This is a genomic window from Polaribacter sp. AHE13PA, from assembly GCF_019278505.1.
Classification (GTDB): Bacteria; Bacteroidota; Bacteroidia; order Flavobacteriales; family Flavobacteriaceae; genus Polaribacter.
Genome location: NZ_CP058985.1, coordinates 615,815 through 641,770, shown reverse-complemented (window position 1 = coordinate 641,770; position 25,956 = coordinate 615,815). Strand labels below are relative to the sequence as shown.

General features: G+C 29.3%; 21 protein-coding genes and 3 tRNA genes. 13 read left to right on the top strand and 11 right to left on the bottom strand.

Going from position 1 to position 25,956, the window contains the following annotated elements; all coding sequences use genetic code 11:
• Positions 1–22 precede the first annotated feature (22 nt).
• On the bottom strand, positions 23–2,152 hold the full coding sequence (locus tag H0I28_RS02830; RefSeq protein WP_218760382.1) for a TonB-dependent siderophore receptor: 2,130 nt from the start codon (positions 2,150–2,152) through the stop codon (positions 23–25).
• 96 nt (positions 2,153–2,248) lie between these two features.
• On the opposite strand from H0I28_RS02830, the gene H0I28_RS02825 reads away from it, so the two are divergent.
• Genes H0I28_RS02825 through H0I28_RS02805 form a run of 5 tightly spaced genes read left to right on the top strand, consistent with a single transcriptional unit; the run spans position 2,249 to position 7,733 of the window.
• Positions 2,249–3,151 (top strand): DUF6607 family protein, encoded by a 903-nt coding sequence (locus tag H0I28_RS02825; RefSeq protein WP_218752738.1) that lies wholly within the window; start codon positions 2,249–2,251, stop codon positions 3,149–3,151.
• Between the two features lie 3 nt (positions 3,152–3,154).
• Positions 3,155–4,663: an ankyrin repeat domain-containing protein gene (locus tag H0I28_RS02820; RefSeq protein WP_218760380.1), complete on the top strand. Its 1,509-nt coding sequence runs from the start codon at positions 3,155–3,157 to the stop codon at positions 4,661–4,663.
• 9 nt (positions 4,664–4,672) lie between these two features.
• Positions 4,673–5,164: a DUF2271 domain-containing protein gene (locus H0I28_RS02815; protein ID WP_218760378.1), complete on the top strand. Its 492-nt coding sequence runs from the start codon at positions 4,673–4,675 to the stop codon at positions 5,162–5,164.
• Between the two features lie 11 nt (positions 5,165–5,175).
• Positions 5,176–7,368 (top strand): PepSY domain-containing protein, encoded by a 2,193-nt coding sequence (locus tag H0I28_RS02810; RefSeq protein WP_218760376.1) that lies wholly within the window; start codon positions 5,176–5,178, stop codon positions 7,366–7,368.
• An 11-nt stretch (positions 7,369–7,379) separates the two neighbouring features.
• Entirely contained in the window at positions 7,380–7,733 is a 354-nt protein-coding gene (locus tag H0I28_RS02805; RefSeq protein ID WP_218760375.1) for a DUF6686 family protein, read from the top strand.
• An 82-nt stretch (positions 7,734–7,815) separates the two neighbouring features.
• Here H0I28_RS02805 and H0I28_RS02800 read toward each other — a convergent pair whose 3' ends face one another.
• The gene (locus H0I28_RS02800) at positions 7,816–10,938 is read right to left on the bottom strand and encodes a S41 family peptidase (RefSeq protein ID WP_218760374.1); all 3,123 of its coding nucleotides are present in this window, start codon (positions 10,936–10,938) and stop codon (positions 7,816–7,818) included.
• A 184-nt stretch (positions 10,939–11,122) separates the two neighbouring features.
• On the opposite strand from H0I28_RS02800, the gene H0I28_RS02795 reads away from it, so the two are divergent.
• From H0I28_RS02795 to H0I28_RS02780, 4 genes are all read left to right on the top strand, one after another.
• A complete protein-coding gene (locus H0I28_RS02795; RefSeq protein WP_218760373.1) occupies positions 11,123–12,217 on the top strand; it encodes a hypothetical protein in 1,095 nt (364 codons plus the stop codon).
• An 83-nt stretch (positions 12,218–12,300) separates the two neighbouring features.
• A complete protein-coding gene (locus H0I28_RS02790) occupies positions 12,301–14,322 on the top strand; it encodes a histidine kinase (RefSeq protein ID WP_218760372.1) in 2,022 nt (673 codons plus the stop codon).
• 4 nt (positions 14,323–14,326) lie between these two features.
• Positions 14,327–15,172 carry a metallophosphoesterase gene (locus H0I28_RS02785; protein WP_218760371.1) on the top strand — a complete coding sequence of 282 codons (846 nt, stop codon included), beginning with the start codon at positions 14,327–14,329 and terminating at the stop codon, positions 15,170–15,172.
• On the top strand, positions 15,159–15,923 hold the full coding sequence (locus H0I28_RS02780; RefSeq protein ID WP_254712825.1) for a LytTR family DNA-binding domain-containing protein: 765 nt from the start codon (positions 15,159–15,161) through the stop codon (positions 15,921–15,923). The genes H0I28_RS02785 and H0I28_RS02780 overlap by 14 nt, the downstream gene beginning before the upstream one ends.
• A gap of 99 nt (positions 15,924–16,022) precedes the next feature.
• Here the strand turns inward: H0I28_RS02780 and H0I28_RS02775 are convergent.
• Both H0I28_RS02775 and H0I28_RS02770 read right to left on the bottom strand, forming a co-directional pair.
• Positions 16,023–16,106 (bottom strand) — tRNA-Leu (locus tag H0I28_RS02775).
• A 48-nt stretch (positions 16,107–16,154) separates the two neighbouring features.
• Positions 16,155–16,227: transfer RNA gene (locus H0I28_RS02770), tRNA-Lys, on the bottom strand.
• 97 nt (positions 16,228–16,324) lie between these two features.
• Here H0I28_RS02770 and H0I28_RS02765 point away from each other — a divergent pair.
• A complete protein-coding gene (locus H0I28_RS02765) occupies positions 16,325–16,840 on the top strand; it encodes a shikimate kinase (RefSeq protein WP_218760370.1) in 516 nt (171 codons plus the stop codon).
• On the opposite strand, the gene H0I28_RS02760 is transcribed toward H0I28_RS02765, so the two are convergent.
• Both H0I28_RS02760 and H0I28_RS02755 read right to left on the bottom strand, forming a co-directional pair.
• A complete protein-coding gene (locus H0I28_RS02760; protein WP_218760369.1) occupies positions 16,832–17,335 on the bottom strand; it encodes a phosphoribosyltransferase domain-containing protein in 504 nt (167 codons plus the stop codon). The genes H0I28_RS02765 and H0I28_RS02760 overlap by 9 nt on opposite strands.
• Positions 17,332–17,712, bottom strand: coding sequence for an RNA-binding S4 domain-containing protein (locus H0I28_RS02755; RefSeq protein ID WP_218733161.1), 381 nt, complete (start codon positions 17,710–17,712; stop codon positions 17,332–17,334). The genes H0I28_RS02760 and H0I28_RS02755 overlap by 4 nt, the downstream gene beginning before the upstream one ends.
• A gap of 80 nt (positions 17,713–17,792) precedes the next feature.
• On the opposite strand from H0I28_RS02755, the gene H0I28_RS02750 reads away from it, so the two are divergent.
• Complete coding sequence (locus tag H0I28_RS02750) at positions 17,793–18,620, top strand: peptidylprolyl isomerase (protein WP_218752726.1); 828 nt, start codon at positions 17,793–17,795, stop codon at positions 18,618–18,620.
• A gap of 536 nt (positions 18,621–19,156) precedes the next feature.
• Here H0I28_RS02750 and H0I28_RS02745 read toward each other — a convergent pair.
• From H0I28_RS02745 to bshB1, 4 genes are all read right to left on the bottom strand, one after another.
• Positions 19,157–19,759 (bottom strand): porin family protein, encoded by a 603-nt coding sequence (locus H0I28_RS02745; protein WP_218760367.1) that lies wholly within the window; start codon positions 19,757–19,759, stop codon positions 19,157–19,159.
• 49 nt (positions 19,760–19,808) lie between these two features.
• Positions 19,809–20,762, bottom strand: a complete 954-nt coding sequence (locus H0I28_RS02740; protein ID WP_068451827.1) for a transketolase family protein — start codon at positions 20,760–20,762, stop codon at positions 19,809–19,811.
• A gap of 369 nt (positions 20,763–21,131) precedes the next feature.
• A tRNA-His gene (locus H0I28_RS02735) sits at positions 21,132–21,207 on the bottom strand.
• Between the two features lie 54 nt (positions 21,208–21,261).
• Positions 21,262–21,978, bottom strand: a complete 717-nt coding sequence (gene bshB1, locus H0I28_RS02730; RefSeq protein ID WP_218760365.1) for a bacillithiol biosynthesis deacetylase BshB1 — start codon at positions 21,976–21,978, stop codon at positions 21,262–21,264.
• A 379-nt stretch (positions 21,979–22,357) separates the two neighbouring features.
• On the opposite strand from bshB1, the gene pckA reads away from it, so the two are divergent.
• Positions 22,358–23,968: a phosphoenolpyruvate carboxykinase (ATP) gene (gene pckA, locus H0I28_RS02725; RefSeq protein ID WP_218760364.1), complete on the top strand. Its 1,611-nt coding sequence runs from the start codon at positions 22,358–22,360 to the stop codon at positions 23,966–23,968.
• A 36-nt stretch (positions 23,969–24,004) separates the two neighbouring features.
• Here the strand turns inward: pckA and H0I28_RS02720 are convergent, their stop codons facing one another.
• Complete coding sequence (locus tag H0I28_RS02720; protein ID WP_218760363.1) at positions 24,005–25,162, bottom strand: PLP-dependent aspartate aminotransferase family protein; 1,158 nt, start codon at positions 25,160–25,162, stop codon at positions 24,005–24,007.
• A 75-nt stretch (positions 25,163–25,237) separates the two neighbouring features.
• Here H0I28_RS02720 and H0I28_RS02715 point away from each other — a divergent pair, with 75 nt between their 5' ends.
• Positions 25,238–25,936 carry a Rossmann-like and DUF2520 domain-containing protein gene (locus H0I28_RS02715; protein ID WP_218760362.1) on the top strand — a complete coding sequence of 233 codons (699 nt, stop codon included), beginning with the start codon at positions 25,238–25,240 and terminating at the stop codon, positions 25,934–25,936.
• Positions 25,937–25,956: the final 20 nt, after the last annotated feature.

Genomic DNA, 25,956 nt, shown 5'->3' with positions numbered 1-25,956 from the left:
AATGTTTGGTAATTATTAGTGTTTAAAAATTAAGGTTATATAATAGTTTTAAGTAATAAGAACGTCCGTAGCCCAATAACAAAGAATTGTTGTTAGAAGCATGTGCTACTCCGTCTGTGCTTGCATTACTAACATTTACGTTAGTAACATCAAATAAGTTTCTACCGCCTAAAGTGGCTTGAATTTTATCATTAAAGAATGATTTTTTTATAGAAGCATCTACCCAATTATAAGCGCTGGTAGAAGATTTAGAAAATACAGCATTACCGTTATCATCTACACCCGATGAAATATAATTTTGCTGATTACCATTGTGTTTAAATAATACAGTAAATGCCGTTTTCCATTTTTTGATGTTATAATTGGCACTTGTATTTAATTGAAAAGAATATAAAAAGTCGTTTTCGGCATGTATTTCATTGGTAGCAATTCTAGAAATACCTTGTAAAGTAGCACCTAAATTAAAAGTCCAATTCTCTTTTTTAATACTATTTTCAGAAGAGATTCCCCATAATTTATAAGCATCAATATTAATGTATTGATATTGTAAAGGAGTAGGATTTACAATAGCCAAATCTATTTTATCGGCAACATCTAAATAACTAACTTTTAAAGTATTTAATAAAGACAACTCATTAAAGTAACTGTGTTTTTTTAGGTTGATAAACGCCGAAAAGCCATTTTCTGGATTTAGGTTTTCATTTCCTCGAACATCATGGTTAGAATCTACAAAGTAATAGTACAACTCTTCAAAATTTGGCGTTCTGTAAGATGTACCAATGTTACCACGCAACTCAAAACCATTATTCATTAAATAACGAGCACTAATAGATGCTAATACTTTAGACTTAAATAAAGAATTATATTCATATCGGATTCCGGGTCTTACTAAAAATGCATCAGAAAACTTAAATTCGGCAGAACCATAAAAAGCATAATTACTCTGAGATTGCGTCTTATCTTGTTGTGTAACATCGCCAGAAGCTTGTGTATCAAAACCATTGATAAACCTTGTTTCGTATCCTAATTGAAAATTAAATAAATCACTCTTAACAAGGTTGTTAATACTTCCTTTAGAAAAGAAAACTTTACTAGATTGATATACATCATCCGTTTCATTACTTTTTTCTCTACTTAAAATGTAGTAGTTAAACTCGTTTAAATAACGTTTTTGTTGCTGGTAAGAAAGTGAAACATTGTAATTAGCGCCTGTGTTTAAACTCCCTACAAGATTTAAGTTGTTTACAAACCGATGCGTTCTAAAAATTCTATCCGTTGCAGACGGATTACTCGTTTGCGCCTGTGTATCTATATTTGCTCTAACCGCTTCATCATAATAATTTATTAACTCATTAAAGTATTCAAATTTGTAAAACAGCTTAAAATTTTCTTTTTGATATTGTACAAAAGCAGTTGAATTAAATTGTTCTTTTGGTAACCAATCATATCCTCTTAAACCATCATTTTGATAATAGTTTTTTCCTTGTCTATCATTAAAAAATCCTGCAAACTGATTGCGGTTTACACCAACTCTAGCAAACCAATTCTTATCTATATTATTAGATATATTAAATGCTTGTATATGCCTTCCTTCATCAAACCAAGCATATTCATCACTTACCGTTTCTTCTTGTAAAGAAGCATTAATATTCCACTTATTTTTTATCGATTTTTTAGTAATAATATTGATCACTCCAGATACCGCATTTGCGCCATACTCTACGCCCATTGCACCTTCTACTATTTCTATTCGCTCTATATCATCTAAATTTACTTGAGTTAAATCGATGTTATTTCCAAGTCCATTATCACTTACTAAAGGAATATTATCAACCAAAATATTAAAATATTGAGCATCTAATCCGAAGAAAGAAATCGTAGACTTACCTGTTTGAGAACTAGGTACAATTGTTAAGTTTAAATTAAAGTTTAATAAATCGGCTAAATTATTGGCTGCCTGACTTTCTATTTGTGCTCTTTTTATAACAGTAACATTATGTACCGATTTTTTTACAGATTGAGGATTGTACTGCCCAGTAACCACAACTTCATCTAAAACAGTTATTTCTGTTGAATCCTTTTTTACTTCTTGACTAAAAGTAGCAATAGAAAACATTAGTAATACAACTGTAATTTCTTTATTTAGAAACATTCTTAATAATTTTCGACAAATATATACCTTATTTTTAATCAGTCTAAATAAATTGTATATTTTTGTAAAAATATTTATAACCAAAAATTTTAAAAAATGAATAAACTATTATTGAGTACACTACTACTTTTCCTTTCCATTTCTGTAAATGCACAAAGCAAGAAAAAGAAAGATCAAAATGCGATAAAAGAAATGTGTGGTTGTTTTGAAGTAACCTTCAATTTTGCTGAAACTTTTAATTATAGTAAAGACTCCACTTACAAACCTTCTAAAACTAAAGTAGATAAAGGTTTAGAATGGGCTGGTTTGGTAGAAGATAGTAATAACAAAATATCAATTCAACATTTATTACAAGTTGGTAACCCAAAAGACCCAATGATTATTAAACACTGGCGACAAGATTGGTTGTATGAAAACAACGATTTCTACATGTATAATGGTGATAATAACTGGACTTTTGAGCAAAAAAGTAAAAGCGACGTAAAAAAACAATGGACACAAAAAGTATATCAAGTAGATGACAGTCCGCGTTACGAAGGTTCTGGAACTTGGGTTCATGTAGACGGAAAAAGCTATTGGGAAAACGAAACTACCGCTCCTTTACCAAGAAGAGAATACACCAAAAGAAGCGATTATAACATCACTTTAAGAGGAAACAGACATGAAATTACAAGCTACGGTTGGCTTCATGACCAAGATAACAGTAAAATTATCCGTGAAGCAGGAAAAGAAGATGTTGTTTTAGCTAAAGAAAAAGGATACAATACGTACGTAAAAGTTGATGATAGCAAATGTAAAGCGGCTTCTGACTGGTGGAAAGCAAACAATAACAAATGGCAGTTAGTTAGAAATAAATGGAACGAAGTTTATGGTAGAAACACCAATTTATCTTTAGAAACTAAAGTTGAGTTTAAAGAACTTTACAAACATTTATTTTCTGATGAAACAACAAAAGAAAAAGAAATTAATACCATAATAGAATCATTTGTAAAAAAATAAAAAATGAAAAGAACTAAACTAATAGCACTTGTTGCTATATTATTTATAAGCACAGTAGTTGTAGCACAAAGAAAACAACAGCAATCATCAAATATATTTTTAGATAGAGATTTTTGGGATACAAACCCAAGCATCGAGATTATTGATCAGAAAATAGCACAAGGCAACAACCCAAGTGAAGCCAATAAAGGTGGTTTTGATGGTGTGGTATATGCTATTTTGCAAAAAGCACCAAATGCATCCATTAAATATTTACTTTCTAAAGAAGGGAATGATGTTAACAAAATTACACACGATAAGCGAACATATGTTTTTTGGGCTGCCTATGCAGATAATTTAGAACTTACTGCTTACTTAATTAAAAACGGAGCGGATTTAAGTTTAAAAGATTCTCATCAATCTTCTCCATTAACGTTTGCTGCAAATGCAGGAAATACCAATACCAAAATCTATGATTTATTTATTGAAAATGGATTAGACATTGCAACCGACACCAACGGTCACGGTGCAAACGCTTTACTTTTATTACTTCCTTCATTAAATAACTTAGATTTATTAGACTATTTTACATCAAAAGGATTGGCTTTAAACAGCACTGATAATGATGGAAACGGTGCATTTAATTATGCTGCTAAAAAAGGAAATAAAGAAATGCTAAACTTATTAATAAAGAAAGGTTTACCATACAAAAACTTAAATAAAAATGGTGAAAATGCACTTTTATTAGCAACAAGAGGTGGCCGTGGCGGTTACAATTCTTTAGCATTTTTTAAATACTTAAATAGCTTAGGTCTTGACGCAAATGTTACGAATAAAGACGGACAAAATGCATTTCATTTTTTAGCTTCTGGTAATAAAGACATTGCTACTTTTAATTATTTTTTAAGTAAAAATGTTGATATCAATCATGCTGATAAAGAAGGAAACACACCTTTATTAAACGCAACTGGTAGAAATTCTTTGGAGATTGTTACTTTTTTAACTGAAAAAACAAAGGATATTAATCACACAAACAAGCAAGGAAACTCTGCTCTTTCAGTAGCTGTAGAAAGAAACTCTAGTGATGTTGTGGCTTATCTAATTAACCAAAAAGCGAACATAAATGTAACTGACAAAGACGGAAATACTTTAGCGTACTATTTGCTTAATAGTTACAACGAAAGAAGAAATGATAATTTTGCGACAAAAAAGAACCTACTTGTTAAAAACGGATTAAAATTAAACCAAATTCAGGGTGGTAACAATACATTATTTCACTTTGCTTTAGACCATAAAAATATCAAATTATTAAAAGAAGTAAATTCTTATGGTATTGATGTAAACGCAAAAAATAACGAAGGTTATACGGCACTGCACTTAGCAGCTATGAAATCTAAAGACACTAAAATTATCAATTATTTATTAAGTATTGGTGCAGATAAAAATATAAAAAACGAATTTGAAGAATCTACTTATGATTTAGCTTTGGAAAATGAGTTATTAAAAAATACTGATATTAAATTTTTAAAATAAAACTTAAGAATGAAAACTAAAAATATATTTAAAATAACACCTATTATAATTGCAATCGCATTTGCATTGTTCAGTTTTAAAAGTAGCGAAACAAGTTCATACAAATGTATGATTCAGTTAACTAATTACACCGGAGAAGGAGCTTATATTGTAATTTCTCTAATAAATTCTGATGGAGAATATGAAGAAACCCTAAATGTGTTAGGAGACGATGATGAATGGTACTCTAACCTAGAAGAATGGTGGAAGTTTCAAGGGACAAAGCGTAGCGATATTGATGCTATTACAGGAGCAACAATTAGTGGAGGAGAACGTGCTATTAGTGTTATAAAAATTGATGACAGTAAAATTGATGCTGGGTATAAAATCCGCTTTGAAACTTCTGTTGAAAACCAAGCATATTACAAAGATGATGTAGAGTTTGAATTAACATCAGAAAACGTTAAATCTAAAGTTGAAGGAAAAGGATTTATTCGTTATATAAGAATCATGCCACAATAAAAAATTTTATAATGACGATTTCCATTTGGAGATATAGCCACTTAACTCTGGCTATATCTTCTGCTTTATTTATTATTATCGCTTCTGTAACCGGAATTATATTGGCTTTCGAACCAATTTCTGATAAACTTTCTCCTTATGATGTTGTAGATATTAATACAGTTTCTATTCAAGAAACAATTGTTGTATTGCATCAAAAATATGATGAAGTAATCACCATAGAAGTTGATGAAAATGGTTTTGTAGCTGCAAATGTTGTTTTAACAAATGGTAAAAGCGCTACTTTTTACATCAACCCAAAAACAGGAGAAAAGATTGGAGATATCATAGAGAAAAAACCAATTTATGAATTTGCAACAAACCTACATCGTTCGTTATTTTTAAAATCTACGGGTAGGTTTATTATTGGATTTGTATCTTTTTTACTGCTGCTAATTTCTGTTACCGGAATTGTATTAATTGCAAAAAGACAAGGTGGTATTTCTAAATTCTTCTCTAAAATAATTAAAGAAGATTTTAATCAATATTACCATATTATTATTGGTCGATATACGCTAGTACCTATTATAGTAATTACATTAACAGGTGTATATCTATCTTTAGACCGTTTTTCTGTATTACCAAAAGACAATAGTAAACATGTAGAAATTACACAAAATAAGACACTACAAAACAATGCTATTATTGATTTTTTTGAGTCTACAAAATTAGATGAAGTAAAAAGTATAGAATTCCCATTTTCTACAGATGAAGAAGATTATTACTATGTAAAACTTACTGATAAAGAAGTTGCTGTACATCAAATTACGGGACAAGTTATTAGCCTAAAAAAACAACCATTCGTTACTTTTGGTTCTTATTATAGCTTATTACTTCATACCGGAAAAGGCTCTATCTTATGGTCTATTGTTTTATTATTAGCTTGTTTTGCTATTTTATTCTTTATTTTTTCTGGCTTTGCCATGACTTTAAAAAGAAGGAAGAAAACTAGCTTGGTTAAAAATAAATTTACTAAAGATGAAACCGAATACATAATTCTAGTTGGTTCTGAAACTGGAAGCACCTTTAATTTTGCAACTGCTTTTTACAAGGCTTTAATCGCTTCTGGAAAAACGGTGTTTTTATCAGAATTAAACCAATATACAAGCTATAAAAAAGCAACAAATATTATCATATTTACAGCAACTTATGGTGAAGGAGAAGCCCCTATAAATGCGAAGAAATTTATTTCTAAAATTGAAAACACGTCGCAAAACAATCTTTTAAATTTCTCTGTAGTCGGTTTTGGTTCTAAAGAGTATACACAGTATTGTAAGTTTGCTATTTTGGTACATGCTCATTTACAAATGCAAGACAAATTCACTCCTATTTTACCTGTTTTTAAGATCAATAACCAATCTTTTTCTGATTTTAACCAATGGTTACAAGAATGGAATGCTTTCTATAAAACAACACTTATAGTAACCACAGAAAGTCTTTTAACAACAAACAAAAAAGAACAAGAATTTACGGTAATAAATAAAACACCTATTAATACTGATGATACTTTTTTAATTCAATTAAAGCCGAATAAAAAAACAACTTTCGAATCTGGAGATTTACTTTTTATTACTCCAAAAAATGAAACAAGAAGTCGTTTGTATTCTATTGCCAAAATAGATAATACTATTCTGTTAAGTATTAAGAAACACGAATTCGGACTTTGCTCTACTTATTTTAATAGTTTATGTAAAGCCGATAAAATGGTAGCAAATATTCAAAAAAATGTAGCATTTCATCTTCCGAAAAAAACAAAAGAAGTTATTTTAATTGCCAACGGAACCGGAATTGCACCTTTTTTAGGAATGATTAATAGAAAAAAATCAAATACAAAAACGCATTTATTTTGGGGAGGAAGAACAAAAGAGTCTTTTAAAATTTACAAAAACAATATACAGACAGCCATAGAAAATAATACGCTCAACTCGTTCCACGCTGCATATTCTCAAGAAGAAAAAGAGAAAATATATGTTCAAGATTTATTAATAAATCACGGAACACTAATTGCGAATACCATACATAATGGAGGTTTAATTATGATTTGCGGGTCTATATACATGGAAAAAGGAGTCACAAAAGCATTAGAAGAAATAACTAAAAAACACTTACAATCTTCATTACATAAATTTGAAGAAAACAATCAAATAAAAACTGACTGTTACTAAAAATTAAAACAATGTGTCAAAAATCTAAAATAATAGCTAGCGTTAAAAACGGAGAAATATCAATTTGTAAAGATTGTAATAACTACAATCTTGTTTTTAATAATATCTTTTTTCAATTTGATAAAGAACAACTGAATAAGTTTAGAGAATATGTTGCAGAAATAGATGTTAATTATTGGTTAGACTATAGCGCAAACACAACACAAAAAAGAAAAATACCTGTACCTACTTTTCATCAGAATTTAGTGTTGGTTTTTGATACTTATGAAATTGAAGAACTTAAAATACTATTAGGGATTTACTCTGGTAATAAAAACAAAATGATATCTACGGCAGACATAGATTATTCTTTAATTTTAAATTAATAAAAAAAACTCAAGATTGAATTTAATCTTGAGTTTTTTATTAAAAATTATATATTTTTTGATATTTAACAACTAAAGAAAGCTACTTAATTTCTTTTAAAATAACATCAATAGCTCTATCTAATTGTGGTGTTTTATTTTCTAATCTATCAGTAAAACTTTTACCTACATAAATATCTGGCGAAACTCCATTTAGCTCTAAATCTTTACCATCTAAAGTATAACATCCCCAAGATGGTAATCTATAACTAGAACCATCTACTAAAGATTTACTAGTTGTAAAAATAATCCATCTATAAGTTTCTGTACCTATAATTGTACCTAAACCTAGTTCTTTAAAACCTGCTGCTGTCATTTCTGCATCAGAAAGAGATTGTTCGTTTATTAATAATACAATTGGCTTATTGCCATAATTAAAGTTAGATTGACTTGCTAGTTTTCCTTCTCTATATTTCCAACTTAAATATTGTTTTTGTTGTAAAAAGTTAAGAACAGCATCGTGTACATTTCCTCCTGTATTATATCTTAAATCTAAAATTAAACCTTTTTTATAAGCTTCATCACTCATTAAATCTTCATAAAACTTAGTTAACTCACCACCACTCATATTTTTCATGTGTACATAAGCAATATTATTATTAGATTTTTGATCTACATATTTCTGATTTTCATTTTGCCAATCATCGTACATTAAATTTTTAATTTGCCCATAAGTTGTAGCATGTACAAAAACGGTAAACACTTTTTTTCCTCTAGAGAAAGTCAGTTTAATTTCTTCTTTAAAATCAGGATTTATAAAATAGGATTCTCTATTTTTATTCTTATCAATTTTTACATTATTTACAGAAATTAAAACATCATTTTTTCTGATATCTTTACTTTCAATATCTGTTGGACTATTTAAAACAATACTTTCTACTTTATAGGGATTCTCATTATTAAAAATAATTCCTGTAGATGAAGTTTTGGTACCGTAATATGTTTTCTCTTCAGAACCTTTAGAATTAAATCCAAAATGAGATGTATTTAATTCTCCTAACATATCATTAAAAATTAAACGTAAGTCTGACCTTTTTGTAATAAAAGGTAAATACTTTTTATAACTATCTCTTAATTTTTGCCAGTTTTGTCCGTGAAAATTTTCATCATAAAAATTCTCTTCCATTCCTGCCCAAGCTTCAAAATACATTTGTTCAAATTCATTAGATAAAGTTTTATTAAATTTAAAATCAATCGAAATTGCTTTTAATTTATTAGAACTTAAATTTAAAGTTTGAATTGATCCATTTACAAGTATATAATGTTTCTTTTTTATCGTTATTTGTTGATAATTAAAAACTCTTTTATCATCAATTTTAACTGTTTTATTCGCTTCAAATGGTTCTATTGTTGTTTTCCATAACTTATTTTCACCTTTATCATGATTAGATACATATAACACATGCGTCTTTTGTCCTTCATTTATAATTGTAATATTTTTTTGATTACCAAATCTTGGACTGATTCTAGTAAGTCTTGTCATTAAACCTTTTTGGTTTATTTGAACATTAACAGCTGTTTTATTTTCTTTTTTATTTGCTGTATCTTTTTTAGAAAATAATTCATTTGCCTTTTCCATTTTAAAAGGTTTTTCATATTTATCTAAAGCCATTTGGTATATTTTAGACTCACCATTTCCTCCACTAGGAAAATTAGGAGCCGTTCTTTCTGATGAAAAATAAATAAATTTTCCATCATTAGACCAAACTGGTCCAGATTCTGAAACCTTTGTATTGGTTAGGTTTATTTTCTTTTTAGTCTCTAAATTATATACTAAAATTTCTGCTTCAAAATCTTTGTAAGCATTATAAACGATGTATTTACCATCGGGTGAAAAATATGGTTTAGAGTTATAGAATCCCCAAAGTTCATCTTGTACAACTAAACTACTTTTAAAACTCTTTAAGTCTATCGTATAAATTTCGTTTCTACCTCTTAAATAAACACCTTTAGACATTTCTTTATTAAAAGTAATAAACCTATTATTCTTACTGTTTTTTGTAATTTGTTTTGTATCAGTTAAATTATTAACATCAACCGTAAACCAATTATAATAACCGTTATAAGATCTAGAATATAAAAGTGATGTGTTATTTTTTAACCATTTTACTTCTTCAACTGCTTCTGTTTTACTTGTAGGTATTTCTTTAACAAACTTCCCTTCAATATCAGAAATAAATAATTTCCCTCTAGATACAAATGCCATCTTTTTTCCATCAGGAGAAACATCAAAATAAGTGATTTTACCTTTTATATTGTATGATTGATTTTTATTAACAGTTATATTATTGTTGATATTTATATTTAATCTATTCGATTTTTTTGAGGCTACATCATAGATATACAACTGATAATCTTTTCTAAACACTATTTTTTCTCCATTAGCACTCACTTTTGGCCACATAATAGAAGTATCAAACTCAGTGAGCTGTTTTTTAACACCATTATTTAAAGTATATAAATTATATTCTCCATTATATTCATCAGATTTAAAGTAAATATTTCCTTTAGAATCTATAGTTGCTCCAAAATCTTTTCCTTTATAAGAAGTGTGCTTTGTATACTTTTTAGTAGCTGTGTTGTACGATTTAATATCTGGGTTATAGTCTCCTTTATATCTTTTTCTATTTGCATAACTTGAGCTTTCCCAAGATTCATTAAAGTAAATGTCTTTAGTTTTAGGATGCTGAACAACATTATGAATGGTATTAAAATAATGATTAAAGGTTCTTTTTGCTGTTTCTCCTTTAGTAGAAATAGTATAGTTTGTTGTTCTATTATATCTATTAGAAGCAAAATTAATTGTTTTACTATCCCAATTCCAAGAAGCAACTCTATCATCACTTTCATGAAAAGTAAGTTGTTTTATTTCACCTCCGTTTAAAGGCATTAAATACACATCATAATTACCATACTGATTACTAGAAAAAGCCAACCAATTTCCATCAGGAGAAACAGAAGGATCTGTCTCAGTTCCATCCATTGCAGTTAATCTAAAAGCAGTTCCTCCATCAGAGTTAACTCTCCATAAATCATCTTGATAACTAAAAACAACAACATCTCCATTAGGTGTTAATGTTGGTTTTAAAGTAAAATAAACATTCTCTTTTTGAGAAAAGAGAGAAATCGAAAATAAAAAAATACTAATTTTAAAAAAAAACTTCATTACTAATTAATTTGGTTAAGTTTTTAAAAGTAATCAATAATTTTTCTACAGTAAAATATCAAAAAGTTAAAGTTTTTTTTAAAACGAATTCTAATTCATAAGCAACGGATTCTAAAATTGGTAAAATCAACCTCAACTTCTCCTCTACTTTTACAGTGTATTAACACTTAAAAACGTAGAAATTATGAAAACTATATTAAAAAAATCAGTATTTGCAGCAGGTATAATCTTATTAAGCAGCCCGTTTATTAGTTGTGATAATAAAAAGATAATAAAAAAAGATAAAGCAATAGTTCTTGCAGAAAATGTTGCTCCTATTAAAAATGAAACTACTATAAAAATTACTTCTAGAGAACCCATTGTTTTTATTACAGGTTTTGACGTCGGAAATGAAACCTATTACACCAACGCTAGAGCTTATTTTGAAGAGAAAAACATCAAAATAATAGACGGACAATATTCTCTAGAAGAAATAATTGTTTGGCTAAATAAAAATGCTAACGAAAATCCTTACGGAGATGTTCATATTGTAAATAACAGCAACCCGTATAAAGGCATGAATTTAGAAACTATTGTTAAAGGTGATAAAATTACCGCAGAAACTTTAAGAAAAACGATAACTCAAGGTACTTTACCAACGCTAAAAAATGTAGTTAATAAAGATACAAAAATAGTTTTTCATGCTTCTGGATTGGTTGAAAACACAGCATTATTAAAAACGCTAAAAGACGCTTTATCGGCTCCAACATTGCCAAAAGTTATTGCATCTCCTTATTACACTATTTTTAGTGGTAAATTTTCTAATCATTATTTAGCACAACCTTATTACGTATTTTATCCTACAGCTCATTCTCCTGGAAAAATAGATTTATCTAAAGAAATTGCGAATAAATATCCAGAAGAAAAAGACATTAACTGGTATGATGCTTTAAATAATGAAGAAGAAAGATATGTTGGTGATGCGTATACCACTCAGTTCTCTATACCAATTAAATGGGAATTTGGTTACCACCATACAGACAACGAAATGCCAATATTTACTTCAGAAAAAGAGATGATCGATTGGATTGAGCAAAACGAAGAATTAATGGTAGAAATTAATAACTATAACATTCCGTTAGATAAATACAGATGGACATGGAATAGTAAAAACAGCACCTTAATTATTAGAGGTAGAACAACGGGTTTGGTGGTATTAAAACCCTTAATTAAACCGTATGGAGATTTAAAACACATAGAGCCAGACACCAATAACAAGCGTTTGTATGCTATAAAGTAAATTGAAATAGAAATTGTAGATTAGACGCCATTACACAAAACTAAAAATGAGGTAATGGCGTTTTAATTAGTAAGTTTGTAATTATGATAATATTTTTTGAAATTTTATATTCATTAAGTCATTCTATAAAGGGTATACCTAAGAACCGACTGAATTTATTGTTTTTACTTTTTTTCATTCTGATAAACCAAACGCATTCACAAAACCTTCAGCTACAAAATTTCTCTATTTCTGATGGATTACCATCTACTACTATAAATGATATTCAGCAAGACGAAATAGGCTATTTATGGCTAGCAACAGATAATGGTTACTCTAAATTTGACGGTGTAAATTTCACCAACTACAAACAAGAAAATGTAAATTGTATTTTTATTGAAAAGAATAAAATTTATATCGGTTTAAAAAATGGACTTCTCGTATTACAGCATCATAAATCTAACTTTTTTGAAAGCAAAGAAATTCTAAAAATAAAATCTATTAACAATAAAATTATTTTAGCCACTGTACAAGGTGTTTGCGAACTAAAAAAAGACGCAATACAGCCTATAGAAATACAAAACCAAATAGATTTTTCTATAATTCATGATATCATTTCTTTTAAAAACATTATTTACATAGCTTCTACAAAAGGCTTATGGAGTATAGATAAACTATACAAACCTTTAAAAATGGATAAACTTATAGAAGAGAATACCACTTCCTTTTTAATAAATGATAATCAATTAATTGCTGTAACAGATACTAAGGGATTAAAAATTATTGATGATCATACTGTTTTAAAAAATATCTTAACAATAGAAGACATTTCTTCCATAAAAAGAATAAAAGATGAAATTTGGGTGGCTTCTAAAAAAAATGGATTAGATATTTTAGATGCCAACACCTATATTTTTAAAAGGAAAATAAACAAATACAATACATTTATTTCTAGCCAAATAAACACTATTTTTAAAGACAAGCAAAACTCAATTTGGATTGGTAGTTTAAATAAAGGTTTATATAGATATAATACCGCTACAGAAACGGTTACACCTAAAGTGTTCATTGAAAATATAGCAGTTAATTATAAATTTATAGATTCCTTAAACGCAACCAAACTTGCCTTAAAACCAAATGAAAACAATATTTCCTTTTCTTTTAAAACAATCGATTTAAAGAATCCTAAAAATATCGAATACCGTTATCAATTAAAGGATGATTTTACACCTTGGAGTCCTCAAAATAAGGTTGATTTTGCTAATTTAAAGTCAGGGAATTATCAATTTACTGTTCAGTCTAAAAAAGGTAGTTTACTTAGTAAAAAAGTATCTTTTTCATTTTTTATTGACACTCCAATTTATCAAAAAGCATGGTTTATAATATTATGTGGCGCAATTTTATGTCTACTTTTAGCGCTTTTTGTTGAGCTGCATATAAGAAAGTTGAATAAAAAAAATCAGCAAAAGATTGATACTTTAAAAGTAGAAAATCATTTACTTACTTTAGAACAAAAAGCATTGCAGTTGCAAATGAATCCGCATTTTATTTTTAATGTTTTAAACGGAATAAAAGCACTTGGCAATTCTGGGAACTCTAAAGAATTAAATAAGACCATTTCACAATTTTCTGTACTTTTAAGAAGTGTTTTAAACAACTCAAGATTAGAAGAAATTAGCTTACAAGAAGAAATAAATACCCTAAAAAACTATTTAGATTTAGAGCAAAAAATGAATTCAATGTCTTTTGAGTACGTTATTGAAACCTCTTTAAATAACATCGATTCAGAAGAAATTTTAATTCCGCCAATGCTATTACAACCTTTTGTAGAGAATTGTATTAAACACGCTTTTCAGCCTAATAAAATCGATGCAAAAATTAAACTTCTTTTTGAAATTAGAAATAGATTCTTACATTTTACAATAGAAGATAACGGGATTGGTTTTCATCAGTCTAAAAAAGAAAAAGTAAAATCGAATCATCAATCTGTCGCTTTAGAAGTTACTAAAGAACGAATTCAGCATTTATCGAAATACAACTCATTTTCTATTGAAGAAATAAAAGACAAAAAAGAAGTAAAAGGAACCAAAGTTGGGTTTAAGATTCCACTAAAAACAGATTATTAAAAAAATGGAAAGAAGAAAATTTATAAAAAACACTTTACTTACAGGAGTTGGAGCAAGTATTTTAAGTGGACTTTATTCTTGGCAAATAGAACCTTTTTGGTTGGAATTTGTACACGTAAAAATGCCCATTAAAAATTTACCAAAAAACTTAATAGGAAAAACATTAATGCAAATTAGTGATGTTCATGTTGGTAATAAATTTGATTACAACTATATTATAGATTCGTTTAAAAAAGCACGCCTTTATAACCCCGATTTTGTTGTTTATACAGGAGATTTTGTTTCTTATGAAACACCAGAACAGTTTGATCAATTAGAAGAAGTGTTTAAATATGCCGTAAACGGAAAATTAGGAACTGCAGGTGTTTTAGGCAATCATGATTATGGTATAGATTGGCTAGAACAAGATGTTGCTGATAAGATTTCTAATATTTTAGATAAAAAAAACATTACAATTCTAAGAAATGAACAAGTAAGTTTTAGTGGTTTAAATATATTAGGTATTGATGATTATTGGGGTTCTAATTTTAACCCAACAAAAATTATGACCAAATATGATGCAGAAAAAGCAAACCTTGTTTTATGCCACAACCCAGATGTTTGTGATTTAAATATTTGGAACAATTACAAAGGGTGGATTTTATCTGGACACACACATGGCGGACAAGTAAAACCTCCATTTTTACCCCCACCTATTCTTCCTGTAGAAAACAAAAGGTATTCTTCTGGCGAGTTTGATTTGTATGATGGTAGAACATTATACATAAATAGAGCACTAGGTAATTTATACCAAGTAAGATTAAATGTAAGACCCGAAATAACCATTTTTGAATTAGATGAAGAAATATAACATGAAAGAACTAACTGCAATTTTAGTAGATGATATGCCAGTAGCACTAGAAATGTTAGCAACTGATATTACTAACAATCATCCAGAGATTAAAATTATAGGAAAAGCAAAATCGGTTGTAGAAGCAGCAAAATTATTGCGCAAACAACAACCAGAGATCTTGTTTTTAGATATTATGTTAGGAGACGGAACAGGTTTTGATATTCTTGAAATTTTTCCTGATTTAAAATCGAAAATTATCTTTGTTACTGCAAGTGATGCTTTTGCTATTAAAGCATTTAAGTTTGCAGCAATCGATTATATTTTAAAACCTTATTCCAATGAAGATTTGGCAGTTTCAATAGAAAAAGCGCAAAGCCAAATTCAGCCAGATAAAGAACAGCTACATGTTTTGCAAGAAGCGGTAACTGCCCCTAATAATAAGCCTAATAAAATATCTTTACATACTTCAGAAAAAATAATTGTTGTAAATATTGAAGATATAATCCGTTGTAAGTCTGATAACAATTACACTACCTTTTATTTTAAAGACAATTCAAAAATACTCGTTTCTAAAACATTAAAATATTATGCAGATATGTTAAAGGAAGTCGGTTTTTTAAGAGTACACCAAAGTCATTTAGTAAATACTACCTTTATTAAAGAGTTTATAAAATCTGATGGTGGTTATCTAATGCTTAGTGATGGATCTAATATCCCCGTTTCAGTAAGAAAACGAACTGAAGTATTGGAAGTGCTAAATTCTTTCTAAAAGAGAGAATAAGGATTGTTTATTACTATTTCAGTTAAAGCTGTTAACTTTAAGATAAATAAAAGAAATTAAACAACTAATACGGAAGAAGTACTTAAGTGCGCACGAGAAGATTCGAACTTCCACGTTCTTGCGAACACAGCCCCCTCAAGGCTGCGCGTCTACCAATTTCGCCACGTGCGCATTTGTATAAACCAAAAATGTTAAGCATATTGCTTAACATTTTCTTTGTGACCGGGCTGGGGCTCGAACCCAGGACCCTCTCCTTAAAAGGGAGATGCTCTACCAACTGAGCTACCAGGTCTTTTTTGTAAACCGGTTGCAAATATACTATCAAACATTGGAATAATAAGCATTAAATTGATTTTTTTTTATAGATATTTGCATAAAAACACAAATAGATGAAAATAGTACTTTTAGGTTATATGGCTTCAGGAAAATCTAGTATTGGTAAACGACTTTCTAAAAAGCTGTCAATGAATTTTTTAGACTTAGATGATTACATTATTGAAAAAGAAAAAATGTCTATTTCTGAAATATTTAAAACCAAAGGAGAAGTCTATTTTAGATTGATAGAAAACAAATATTTAAAAGAAATTCTAGCAAAAGACAAAGATTTTATCCTTGCTTTAGGTGGAGGAACGCCTTGTTATGCAAATAATATGGAAGAAATTAATAATTCTGATGCAAAATCGATCTATTTACAAGGTAGCACAGCAACCATGATAGAAAGATTAATTAGAAAAAAAGCTAAAAGGCCATTAATAGCTTCTTTAGGTGATAATCAAATTCCAGAGTTTGTAGCAAAACACCTTTTTGAAAGACGCTCTTTTTATGAACAAGCAAAGACTATTGTAAAAATAGACAATAAAACTAAAGCACAAGTTGCGGAAGAATTGGAAAGCTTATTAAGCTAAATAAGCAATTACTTCATTTGCAGAAAATTCTACTTGTATATGTTCTTTTATAGAAGTAGACAGAGAAATTCCTTTAAAATCTGCCTTAACAGGATATTTTTTATGATTTCTATTTACCAATACAGCTGTTTTAAATCTCTTTAAAGGAACGTCTAAAAAATGCTTAATTCCGTAAATTAGCGTAGTTCCAGAGCTTAAAACATCATCAACTAAAACCAAAGATTTATTTTTATAATCTTCAATATTTAGAGAAGTGGTAATAGGTTTTAAAGGATTTTTTTTATCAATATTAACTTTACAAAGAGTTACTTTTAAAGGTGATATTTCTTGTAAAACTTCCATTAATTTTTCAGCAAAAATAAAGCCATTACCTACAATACCAGCAAGAATAACTTCTTTCTCCGAACTATTTGTTTCATAGATCTGATAAGCAATCCTTCTTATTTTTTGAGAAATTTGCAATTGATTTAATATAATGCTACCTGATGTTGTCATATTTCTTCTGTTGTATCTTCTTGATAATCGTCTATATCTCGCCTGTCTTTTTTAGTTGGCCTACCTGTACCCTTTTTTCTGTAATAGTCTTTAGCGTATTTTAAGAGGTCTGTTTTCTCAAACTCCTCTTTAGGCGTTACATCTTTTCTATAAAGATCTACTATTTTAGCCCCAACTCTACTTTCCGGTAAATCTAAAACTTTTATTTGATAGTTTATTTGATTTTTTCTTACTAAAATCAATTCATCTCCAAACACTTCTTTAGAAGGCTTTAAGCTTTTATTATCTATCTTAACTTGCCCTTTCTTACATGCTGTAGATGCTAAACTTCTTGTTTTAAAAATTCTAATACACCACAAATATTTATCAATTCTCATATAAATAGTTAAAATATAACGTTTGTCTTTTTACAAAGGTATAAAATTGGTAAATTGCACGCTCAAAAATTATAGATTAAATGAATAAAATTAAAAGTATTTTTGCATTTATTGTTTTAAGTGTCGTAATATATTCTTGTGGAGATGATAGTAATGGAATTGACAATCCTTTTTTAGATATAGATCATGAGGAACTTGCTTTGTCTGATAATGATTCTATAGTGAAGTTTTTAAAGAACTATTATTATGATGCTTCTTTAGATTCTGTTAAAACATTAGTTTCTGGAAAAACACCACTATATGATAATATTATTAAAATGGAGGTTAAAAGAAATGATATTGATTATACGCTTTACGTATATAAAATAAAAGAAGGAAACCCTATCGATCCAAACACTGACAATCCTTCTGTTGATAAAGGATACCCTTCAGTATCAGATTCAATTTTCGCTAGATATTCAGGCCAAGTTATTACGTCTTCTACAGAGTTAAGTGCAACGTTTGACAGTAATTCTCAGGGTGTAGGAGATTGGTTTAGCTACGATAGATTAGCTGTTAGAGGTTGGTCTTTTGGTTTTGAAAATTTTAAAGGAGGATATTTAAAAAAAGAGGATAATGGAGATACTTTTAATGGACCAATAACTTATTTAGAAGGAGGAAAAGGAATTTTATTTATTCCTTCTGGACTGGCTTATACATCATTATTCACAAATAATTATTCGAGTAGTTTAGTGGACCAAAACTTACTATTTTATATTGAATTACTTGATTTTGTAAAAGATACTGATCATGATAATGATGGTACACCTTCAAGTGAAGAAGATAATAATGGTGATGGAGACTTAACAAATGATTTTAGTGATACAGATTTCCCTACAACACCAGATTATTTAAACCCTAACGTTTAAATAAATAAGATTTTAAATATTGTAAAAACTCTTGATTTCTCAAGAGTTTTTTTTTGTCCTAATTTTTCACTTTTCACCAAAACAACGATATTAGAAACTTTAAGAAATAGAGTTGATAAAAAAACTTAAATAAGCACATTAAAAGAGGTTGATATACTTCTTCATATATAATCTTATCAATTGATTACAGCGTATCTTAAAGACCTTATGAAGGATAAAATGATAGTAGCTCTAAAGATTTACAGCTTTTAAATGAATAGAGTTTTCATCAACATAACCATTTTAAGGAGTTTTAGATACATCTAGCTTAAAACATCACAAACCGATTTTACTAAAGTCACAATAAAACAGAAATGCACAACTTGTAACCTAATATCCCCTTTATAGAATCGTAGAACAAATAATAGAAAGAGGTTTCTAATACCTAATAAAAATAAACCTCTACAGTTCTATTACACTCAGACTGGAAAACAACAGAAAACAAAAAAGCTCTTGAAAATTTCAAGAGCTTTTTTAATATTAAATAATTTGTGTACTTATAATTTTAAAGAAAGTCCAAATATTATTTGATTTGTTCTGTTATCTACGGTAAAATTATCTGTAACAAAATTAGCCTCATTGTTAGTCAAACCTCTTTCCCAACGTACATCAACACCTATATTACCAAATTCTACTCCTACTCCCATTTGAAGCCCTACAGAGAATTTATCAAGTTCATCAGAAGTAAATTCTTTATAACTAATTTCATCATCTAAAATGTATTGAAAAGAAGGACCAATAAAAACATTTGCAAATCCTAAGAATTTTTTACCTACTAAAACAGGTACATCTAATTTCTTAAATGAATAATCATCTGAATCACTTAGTAATTCAAATTCTGTTTTAACTTGTGTATAAACAATTTCTGGTCTTAAGTATAAACCACCTAAAACAGGAATATCTCCTCTAAACCACAAACCTACATGATAACCAGTCTTAGCTTCTGCTCCTCCATCTATAATATCTGCTGAGGATTCTTTAAAAGAGTCTTCTCCCGCATTATTATAGTTTACACCTGCTTTTAAACCAAAATCTATCTGAGCATTTGAAAATTGTGTAAATCCAACGGCCAAACAAAACATTAAAATTACTTTCTTCATCATTTATTATTTTAAGTTACTATTAAAGATCTTTAAAATACTAACGCTTTTATTTTCTAGAAATTACTTTTTTAACAGCTTTTACAACTGCGGCAGCATCTAAACCATATTTAGCCATTAATTGTTCTGGTGTTCCAGATTCTCCAAAAGTATCATCTGTAGCAACAAATTCTTGAGGTGTAGGTGTGTTTAAAGCTAAAGTTCTAGCAACACTTTCTCCTAAACCACCTAATTTATTATGCTCTTCTGCAGTAACAATACAACCAGTTTTAGCAACAGACTTTAAGATAATATCTTCATCTAAAGGTTTAATGGTATGAATATTAATTACCTCTACAGAGATTCCTTCTGCTTCTAATTGTTCGGCAGCTTGTAAAGATTCCCAAACTAAGTGTCCTGTTGCAACAATAGTTACATCTGTTCCTTCTGTTAATTGTATTCCTTTACCTATTTCAAATTTTTCATCTGTTGGCATAAATACTGGTACTTTCGGACGACCAAAACGTAAATATACAGGTCCATCAAAATCTGCAATTGCAATTGTTGCTGCTTTTGTTTGGTTGTAATCACACGTATTAATAACCGTCATTCCTGGTAACATCTTCATCAACCCAATATCTTCTAATATTTGGTGTGTTGCGCCATCTTCTCCTAAAGTAACTCCTGCATGAGATGCACAAATTTTTACGTTTTTACCAGAATACGCCACAGATTGACGAATTTGGTCATACACTCTACCTGTAGAAAAGTTAGCAAATGTACCTGTAAAAGGAATTTTACCTCCAATTGTTAATCCTGCAGCAATACTAATCATATTTGCTTCTGCAATACCAATCTGGAAAAATCTCTCAGGGTTTTCTTCAATAAATTGATCCATTTTTAAAGAACCAATTAAATCTGCACATAAGGCAACTACGTTTGGGTTTGTTCTACCTAATTCTGTTAAACCATCTCCAAAACCTGAACGAGTGTCTTTTTTTTCTGTGTACGTGTATTTTTTCATTATAAATTTGTTGTGTTGTAAAATTTGCGTAAAAATAAACTTTTATTTTACTTTAGAGAAGAGAAAACACATAATAGGTAAAGACTTTTCTAAATATTACAAGCAAGCTTGATAAAAAGCATAGATAAAAGTATTTTAAATTGGTTTTTAGGTTTTTCTAACCAACAGTTCATCATTTTATAAAACATCATCAGAAAAAAGTAAGGACACAAAAAAACCTCTTATTTCTAAAAAACTTTATTTTTTTTTGGGGATGGAAGACGGGACTCCTTTCGACTCAGCTCAAAACAAACTTATCGTCCCAAACTAATTTCAAAAAAACTATGGGCACAAAAAAAGCTTCTTATTTCTAAGAAGCTTTGTTTTTCTGGGTGGAAGACGGGACTCGAACCCGCGACACTCGGTACCACAAACCGATACTCTAACCAACTGAGCTACAACCACCATATAATTGCGGCTGCAAATATATATCTTTTTTCTAATTCAACAAAATAAAATATTAAATTAATTTACTTAAATTTTCTACAGCCACATAACGCTCTGTAGTAAAGCCTTCTGCAGATTCCACTCCAATCAATCTTCCTAAATCTTTTGCTCTATAATCTACACTATCTGTAAAATTCTTACTTGTAATAGGTGTTTCAGGCTCATTACTTGTTGGATCATAGAACTGAGAAGTGTAGGCTATTACAGATTTCTTTTTAATATCCATAAACCCGGTAACGTCAATTACAAAGTCTGGAGTTATATTTTTCCATTGTATATAATGATATACTAATTTTGGTCGCCATTTTTCTTGCAACTCTCCTCCTACTTCTGTTTCAATTTTTAATAGACCACTTAAAAAGCATGCATCAGAAACTAAACTACTTCCTTTTGCATGATCTATATGACGATCATCAACAGCATTACACAAAACAATTTCTGGTTGGTACTTTCGTATCATTTTAATAATAGCTAATTGATGCTTTTTATCATTGGTGAAAAAACCATCAGAAAACCTTAAATTTTCACGTACAGAAACCCCTAAAATCTTTGCTGAATTAGCAGCCTCAATATCCCTTAAATCTGCAGAACCTCGAGTACCTAATTCACCCCTTGTAAGATCTACAATTCCTACTTTTTTTCCTAAAGAAATTTCTTTTGCAATAGTAGCTCCACAGCCCAATTCTACATCATCTGGATGGGCCCCAAAAGCCAAAATATCTAATTTCATATATAATGTACTTATTTAATATAAATTAATTTTTTATCAGTTTTTACTATAAAAAACATTCTGTTGTCTTAAAATAGACAACAAATTCATCGTTTTATTAATTAATCTACAACAAAACAACAAATTGAATCATCAAAAATAATCATTTTTTAAAGAAACGTAATAAGAAATTATTTCTATTACGTTTTCGTATTTAATTTTATATAAAGTGGGCATCTTTTTGTTAGGATTATCATAAAAATTTGCTGTTCGGCGCCAGTATGATATATGTCATAAAACAACCTCTATAATGTGAGTAATTTTACAGTATAGAAAAACAATAATATAAAAGCCAACAAATTGGCAATTGTAATACACATTAATTAATAAATATAAAATTATGGAAACCAACAGAAACATGGAAACCTACGGATTAAAAAACGTAACTGTAAAATGGAACTTATCTCCTGCTGAACTTCAAAAAATTACTATTGAAAAAGGAATGGGTAAAGAAACCAAAAATGGAACTTTAGCTATTAACACAGGTAAATTTACTGGTAGATCTCCTCAAGATAGATTTATTGTAAAAGATGACTATACAGCAGACAAAGTTTGGTGGGGAAAAACCAACAAACCAGTTTCTCAAGAAAACTTCGATAAATTAAAAGCGAATGTTGTAGATTACTTATCTAACCGAGAATTATATGTAAGAGATGGTTATGTTTGTGCAGATCCAACTTACAAAACAGATATTAGAACAGTAACAGAATATCCTTGGTCTAGTTCATTTGTATTTAACATGTTCTTAAGACCTTCTGAAGAAGAGTTAGCTAATTTTGATGAAGAATGGTTAGTTTTATGTGCACCAGGTTATGTTTGTGATGACCCAAAAGCGTACGGAATTCGTCAAGGAAACTTCTCTATCATTAACTTTACAGATAAAATTGCTTTAATTGGAGGTTCTGCTTATACAGGAGAAATTAAAAAAGGTATTTTCTCTGCATTAAACTTAGTATTACCAGTAGAAAGAGATGTATTACCAATGCACTGTTCTGCAAATGTTGGTGAAGATGGAGATACAGCAATTTTCTTCGGATTATCTGGAACAGGAAAAACAACTTTATCTGCAGATCCAAAAAGAAAATTAATTGGTGATGATGAGCATGGATGGACAGCAGAAAACAATATCTTTAACTTTGAAGGTGGATGTTATGCTAAAGTAATTGATTTATCAGAAGAAAAAGAACCAGATATCTTTAGAGCAATTAAACCAGGCGCTTTATTAGAAAACGTAGTATTCAATAAAGATGGAGATGTAGATTATATGGATAGCACAATTACACAAAACACACGTGTAAGTTACCCAATTTATCACATAGATAACATTGCAAAACCTTCTTATGCAAGTAACCCTAAAAATATTTTCTTTTTAACTGCAGATGCTTTTGGTGTATTGCCTCCAGTTTCTAAATTAACTCCTGGACAAGCTGCATACCACTTTATCTCTGGATATACTGCTAAAGTTGCAGGTACAGAAGCAGGAATTACAGAGCCAGTACCATCTTTCTCTGCTTGTTTTGGTGAGCCTTTTATGCCATTACACCCAACAAAATACGCAGAAATGCTAAGTAAAAAAATGACTGAAGCAGGTGTAAATGTTTGGTTAATTAACACAGGTTGGTCTGGAGGTCCTTACGGAACTGGTTCTCGTATTAAATTAAAATACACAAGAGCAATGATTACTGAAATTTTAAACGGAAGTTTAGATAACATCGAATTTGAACAACACCCAATTTTCGGATTATTTATGCCAAAATATTGCCCTAACGTACCTACTGAAATGTTAAACCCAATGAATACTTGGATAAACAAAAGTGCATATATTAGTAAAGCAATTCACTTAGCACACTTCTTCCACTTAAACTTTGAGAAATTTGCAAATGAAGCATCAGAACACATTATTGAAGGTGGTCCATTAATTGACGAACACCACCAATTAGATCACATGTAGAATTTATTATTCCTTTTTACATTAAAAGCAAAGAGTTTAACTCTTTGCTTTTTTTATTGCTTGTAAAATATCTTCAATTAAATCTTCTGATTCTTCTATACCTACAGAAAAACGAATTAAACCATCTTTAATTCCTCTTTCTAAACGTTCTTCTTCACTTAATAAAGCATGTGTTGTTTGTACAGGACTTACTGTGGTACTTTCTAAACCTGCTAAACTCATTGATGGTTTTATCAATTGTAAATGATTCTGAAATTTCATTGCATCAATTCCTTTAGATAACTCAAAAGACATCATTGCTCCAAAACCTTTCATTTGTTTCTTTGCCAATTCATACTGCGGATGACTTTTTAATCCGGGATAATAAACCCTATCAATGTCAGTGTTATTTTCTAAGAACTCAGCCATTTTTTGGGCGTTTTTAGTCTGTTCTTTTACACGTAAATTCAGTGTTTTTAAACTTCTTTCTAACAACCAAACAGTTTGATCACTTAAATTTCCTCCAAAATTGATGGCCGTTTTCCATATTCTTTCAATATGCTCTGTAGTTGCGGCAATGGCTCCTGCAGAAATATCAGAATGACCTCCCATATACTTAGTAGCAGAATGCAACATAATATCAATTCCGAAATCTATAGGATTTTGATTTATAGGTGATGCAAACGTATTATCTATCATTGTTAGAATACCGTTTTCTTTTGCCAAAGCAGCAATTGCTTTCATATCTGTAATACCTAATAACGGATTAGAAGGCGTTTCTATATACAAGACTTTTGTGTTTTCTTTTATCAAATATTTAAAATCTTCTACTTTATCAGATTCTGTAAATGAGTACTCAATTCCAAATTTATCAAATTCTGAAACTATAAAATTATAAGTTCCACCATAAATTACTTGCTGTATAACTACATGATCTCCTTTTTGTAAAAAAGCAAATAATGCTGCAGAAATAGCTGCCATTCCAGAACCAAAAATTAAAGCATCCTCTGTTTTTTCTAAGGCAGCAATTTTCTTATGTAACATTTCTTGATTTGGCGTGTTAAAATAACGCGGATAACGTTTAACATCTACACCATCAAAAGCATAAGAAGTAGAAGTATAAATAGGAGAAACAGCTCCTTTAAACTGTTCGTCTTTCACCTCTCCAACATGTACACAAGTAGTATTTATTCCTAGTTTCTTAGATTCTTTCATTTCTATCATTATTTTATGATTGCTAATTTAGTAATTCCTTGTGTAATCCTCTAAAAAAAACAATATCTTCGTTTTATGATATCTGTATTACTCGTAGGAAAAGGAAATGTTGCCACACATTTATATACTGCTTTTTTAAAAGCTGATACTATTTCAGTTACACAAATAAACTCTAGAGATTTAGAAAAAATTCCGAAAGCAGATATTACTATAATTGCCGTTTCTGACGATGCAATTGCAGAAGTTTCATCAAAAATAAATAACAGACTTGTAGTACACACCTCTGGTGGATGCTCAATTGACGAGTTGAAAAATAAAAATAACAAAGGTGTTTTTTACATGCTACAAACTTTTTCTAAAGGAAAAGAAGTCAATTTTAATAACGTTCCTTTTTGCTTAGAAGCCACCAATAAAAAAGACCAACAATTACTTGATAAAATTGCAAAATCTATAGGCGAAAAAACTTATGAAGTAGATTCTGAACAAAGAAAAGCATTGCATGTTGCCGCTGTTTTTGTAAACAACTTTACCAATCACCTTTATAAAATTGGGAATGATATTTGTACAGAGCATAAAGTACCTTTTGAAGTTTTGCTTCCTTTAATTAAGGAAACGGCTTCTAAAATAGAATCTTTATCACCAAAAAAAGCACAAACAGGACCTGCAGTTAGAAAAGATAAAAAAACAATAAAAAATCATTTAGATTTGTTGAATCTAAAGCAACAAGAAATCTATCGACTTTTAACGAGGTCAATTCAGAATTCGGTTGATTAAATTTATTTTCAACAAACAAT

Bases quoted from the DNA above. Each gene is read 5' to 3' on its own strand.
- H0I28_RS02830 (WP_218760382.1), bottom strand. From the start codon at position 2,152: ATGTTTCTAAATAAAGAAATTACAGTTGTATTACTAATGTTTTCTATT.
- H0I28_RS02825 (WP_218752738.1), top strand. From the start codon at position 2,249: ATGAATAAACTATTATTGAGTACACTACTACTTTTCCTTTCCATTTCT.
- H0I28_RS02820 (WP_218760380.1), top strand. From the start codon at position 3,155: ATGAAAAGAACTAAACTAATAGCACTTGTTGCTATATTATTTATAAGC.
- H0I28_RS02815 (WP_218760378.1), top strand. From the start codon at position 4,673: ATGAAAACTAAAAATATATTTAAAATAACACCTATTATAATTGCAATC.
- H0I28_RS02810 (WP_218760376.1), top strand. From the start codon at position 5,176: ATGACGATTTCCATTTGGAGATATAGCCACTTAACTCTGGCTATATCT.
- H0I28_RS02805 (WP_218760375.1), top strand. From the start codon at position 7,380: ATGTGTCAAAAATCTAAAATAATAGCTAGCGTTAAAAACGGAGAAATA.
- H0I28_RS02800 (WP_218760374.1), bottom strand. From the start codon at position 10,938: ATGAAGTTTTTTTTTAAAATTAGTATTTTTTTATTTTCGATTTCTCTC.
- H0I28_RS02795 (WP_218760373.1), top strand. From the start codon at position 11,123: ATGAAAACTATATTAAAAAAATCAGTATTTGCAGCAGGTATAATCTTA.
- H0I28_RS02790 (WP_218760372.1), top strand. From the start codon at position 12,301: ATGATAATATTTTTTGAAATTTTATATTCATTAAGTCATTCTATAAAG.
- H0I28_RS02785 (WP_218760371.1), top strand. From the start codon at position 14,327: ATGGAAAGAAGAAAATTTATAAAAAACACTTTACTTACAGGAGTTGGA.
- H0I28_RS02780 (WP_254712825.1), top strand. From the start codon at position 15,159: ATGAAGAAATATAACATGAAAGAACTAACTGCAATTTTAGTAGATGAT.
- H0I28_RS02765 (WP_218760370.1), top strand. From the start codon at position 16,325: ATGAAAATAGTACTTTTAGGTTATATGGCTTCAGGAAAATCTAGTATT.
- H0I28_RS02760 (WP_218760369.1), bottom strand. From the start codon at position 17,335: ATGACAACATCAGGTAGCATTATATTAAATCAATTGCAAATTTCTCAA.
- H0I28_RS02755 (WP_218733161.1), bottom strand. From the start codon at position 17,712: ATGAGAATTGATAAATATTTGTGGTGTATTAGAATTTTTAAAACAAGA.
- H0I28_RS02750 (WP_218752726.1), top strand. From the start codon at position 17,793: ATGAATAAAATTAAAAGTATTTTTGCATTTATTGTTTTAAGTGTCGTA.
- H0I28_RS02745 (WP_218760367.1), bottom strand. From the start codon at position 19,759: ATGAAGAAAGTAATTTTAATGTTTTGTTTGGCCGTTGGATTTACACAA.
- H0I28_RS02740 (WP_068451827.1), bottom strand. From the start codon at position 20,762: ATGAAAAAATACACGTACACAGAAAAAAAAGACACTCGTTCAGGTTTT.
- bshB1 (WP_218760365.1), bottom strand. From the start codon at position 21,978: ATGAAATTAGATATTTTGGCTTTTGGGGCCCATCCAGATGATGTAGAA.
- pckA (WP_218760364.1), top strand. From the start codon at position 22,358: ATGGAAACCAACAGAAACATGGAAACCTACGGATTAAAAAACGTAACT.
- H0I28_RS02720 (WP_218760363.1), bottom strand. From the start codon at position 25,162: ATGAAAGAATCTAAGAAACTAGGAATAAATACTACTTGTGTACATGTT.
- H0I28_RS02715 (WP_218760362.1), top strand. From the start codon at position 25,238: ATGATATCTGTATTACTCGTAGGAAAAGGAAATGTTGCCACACATTTA.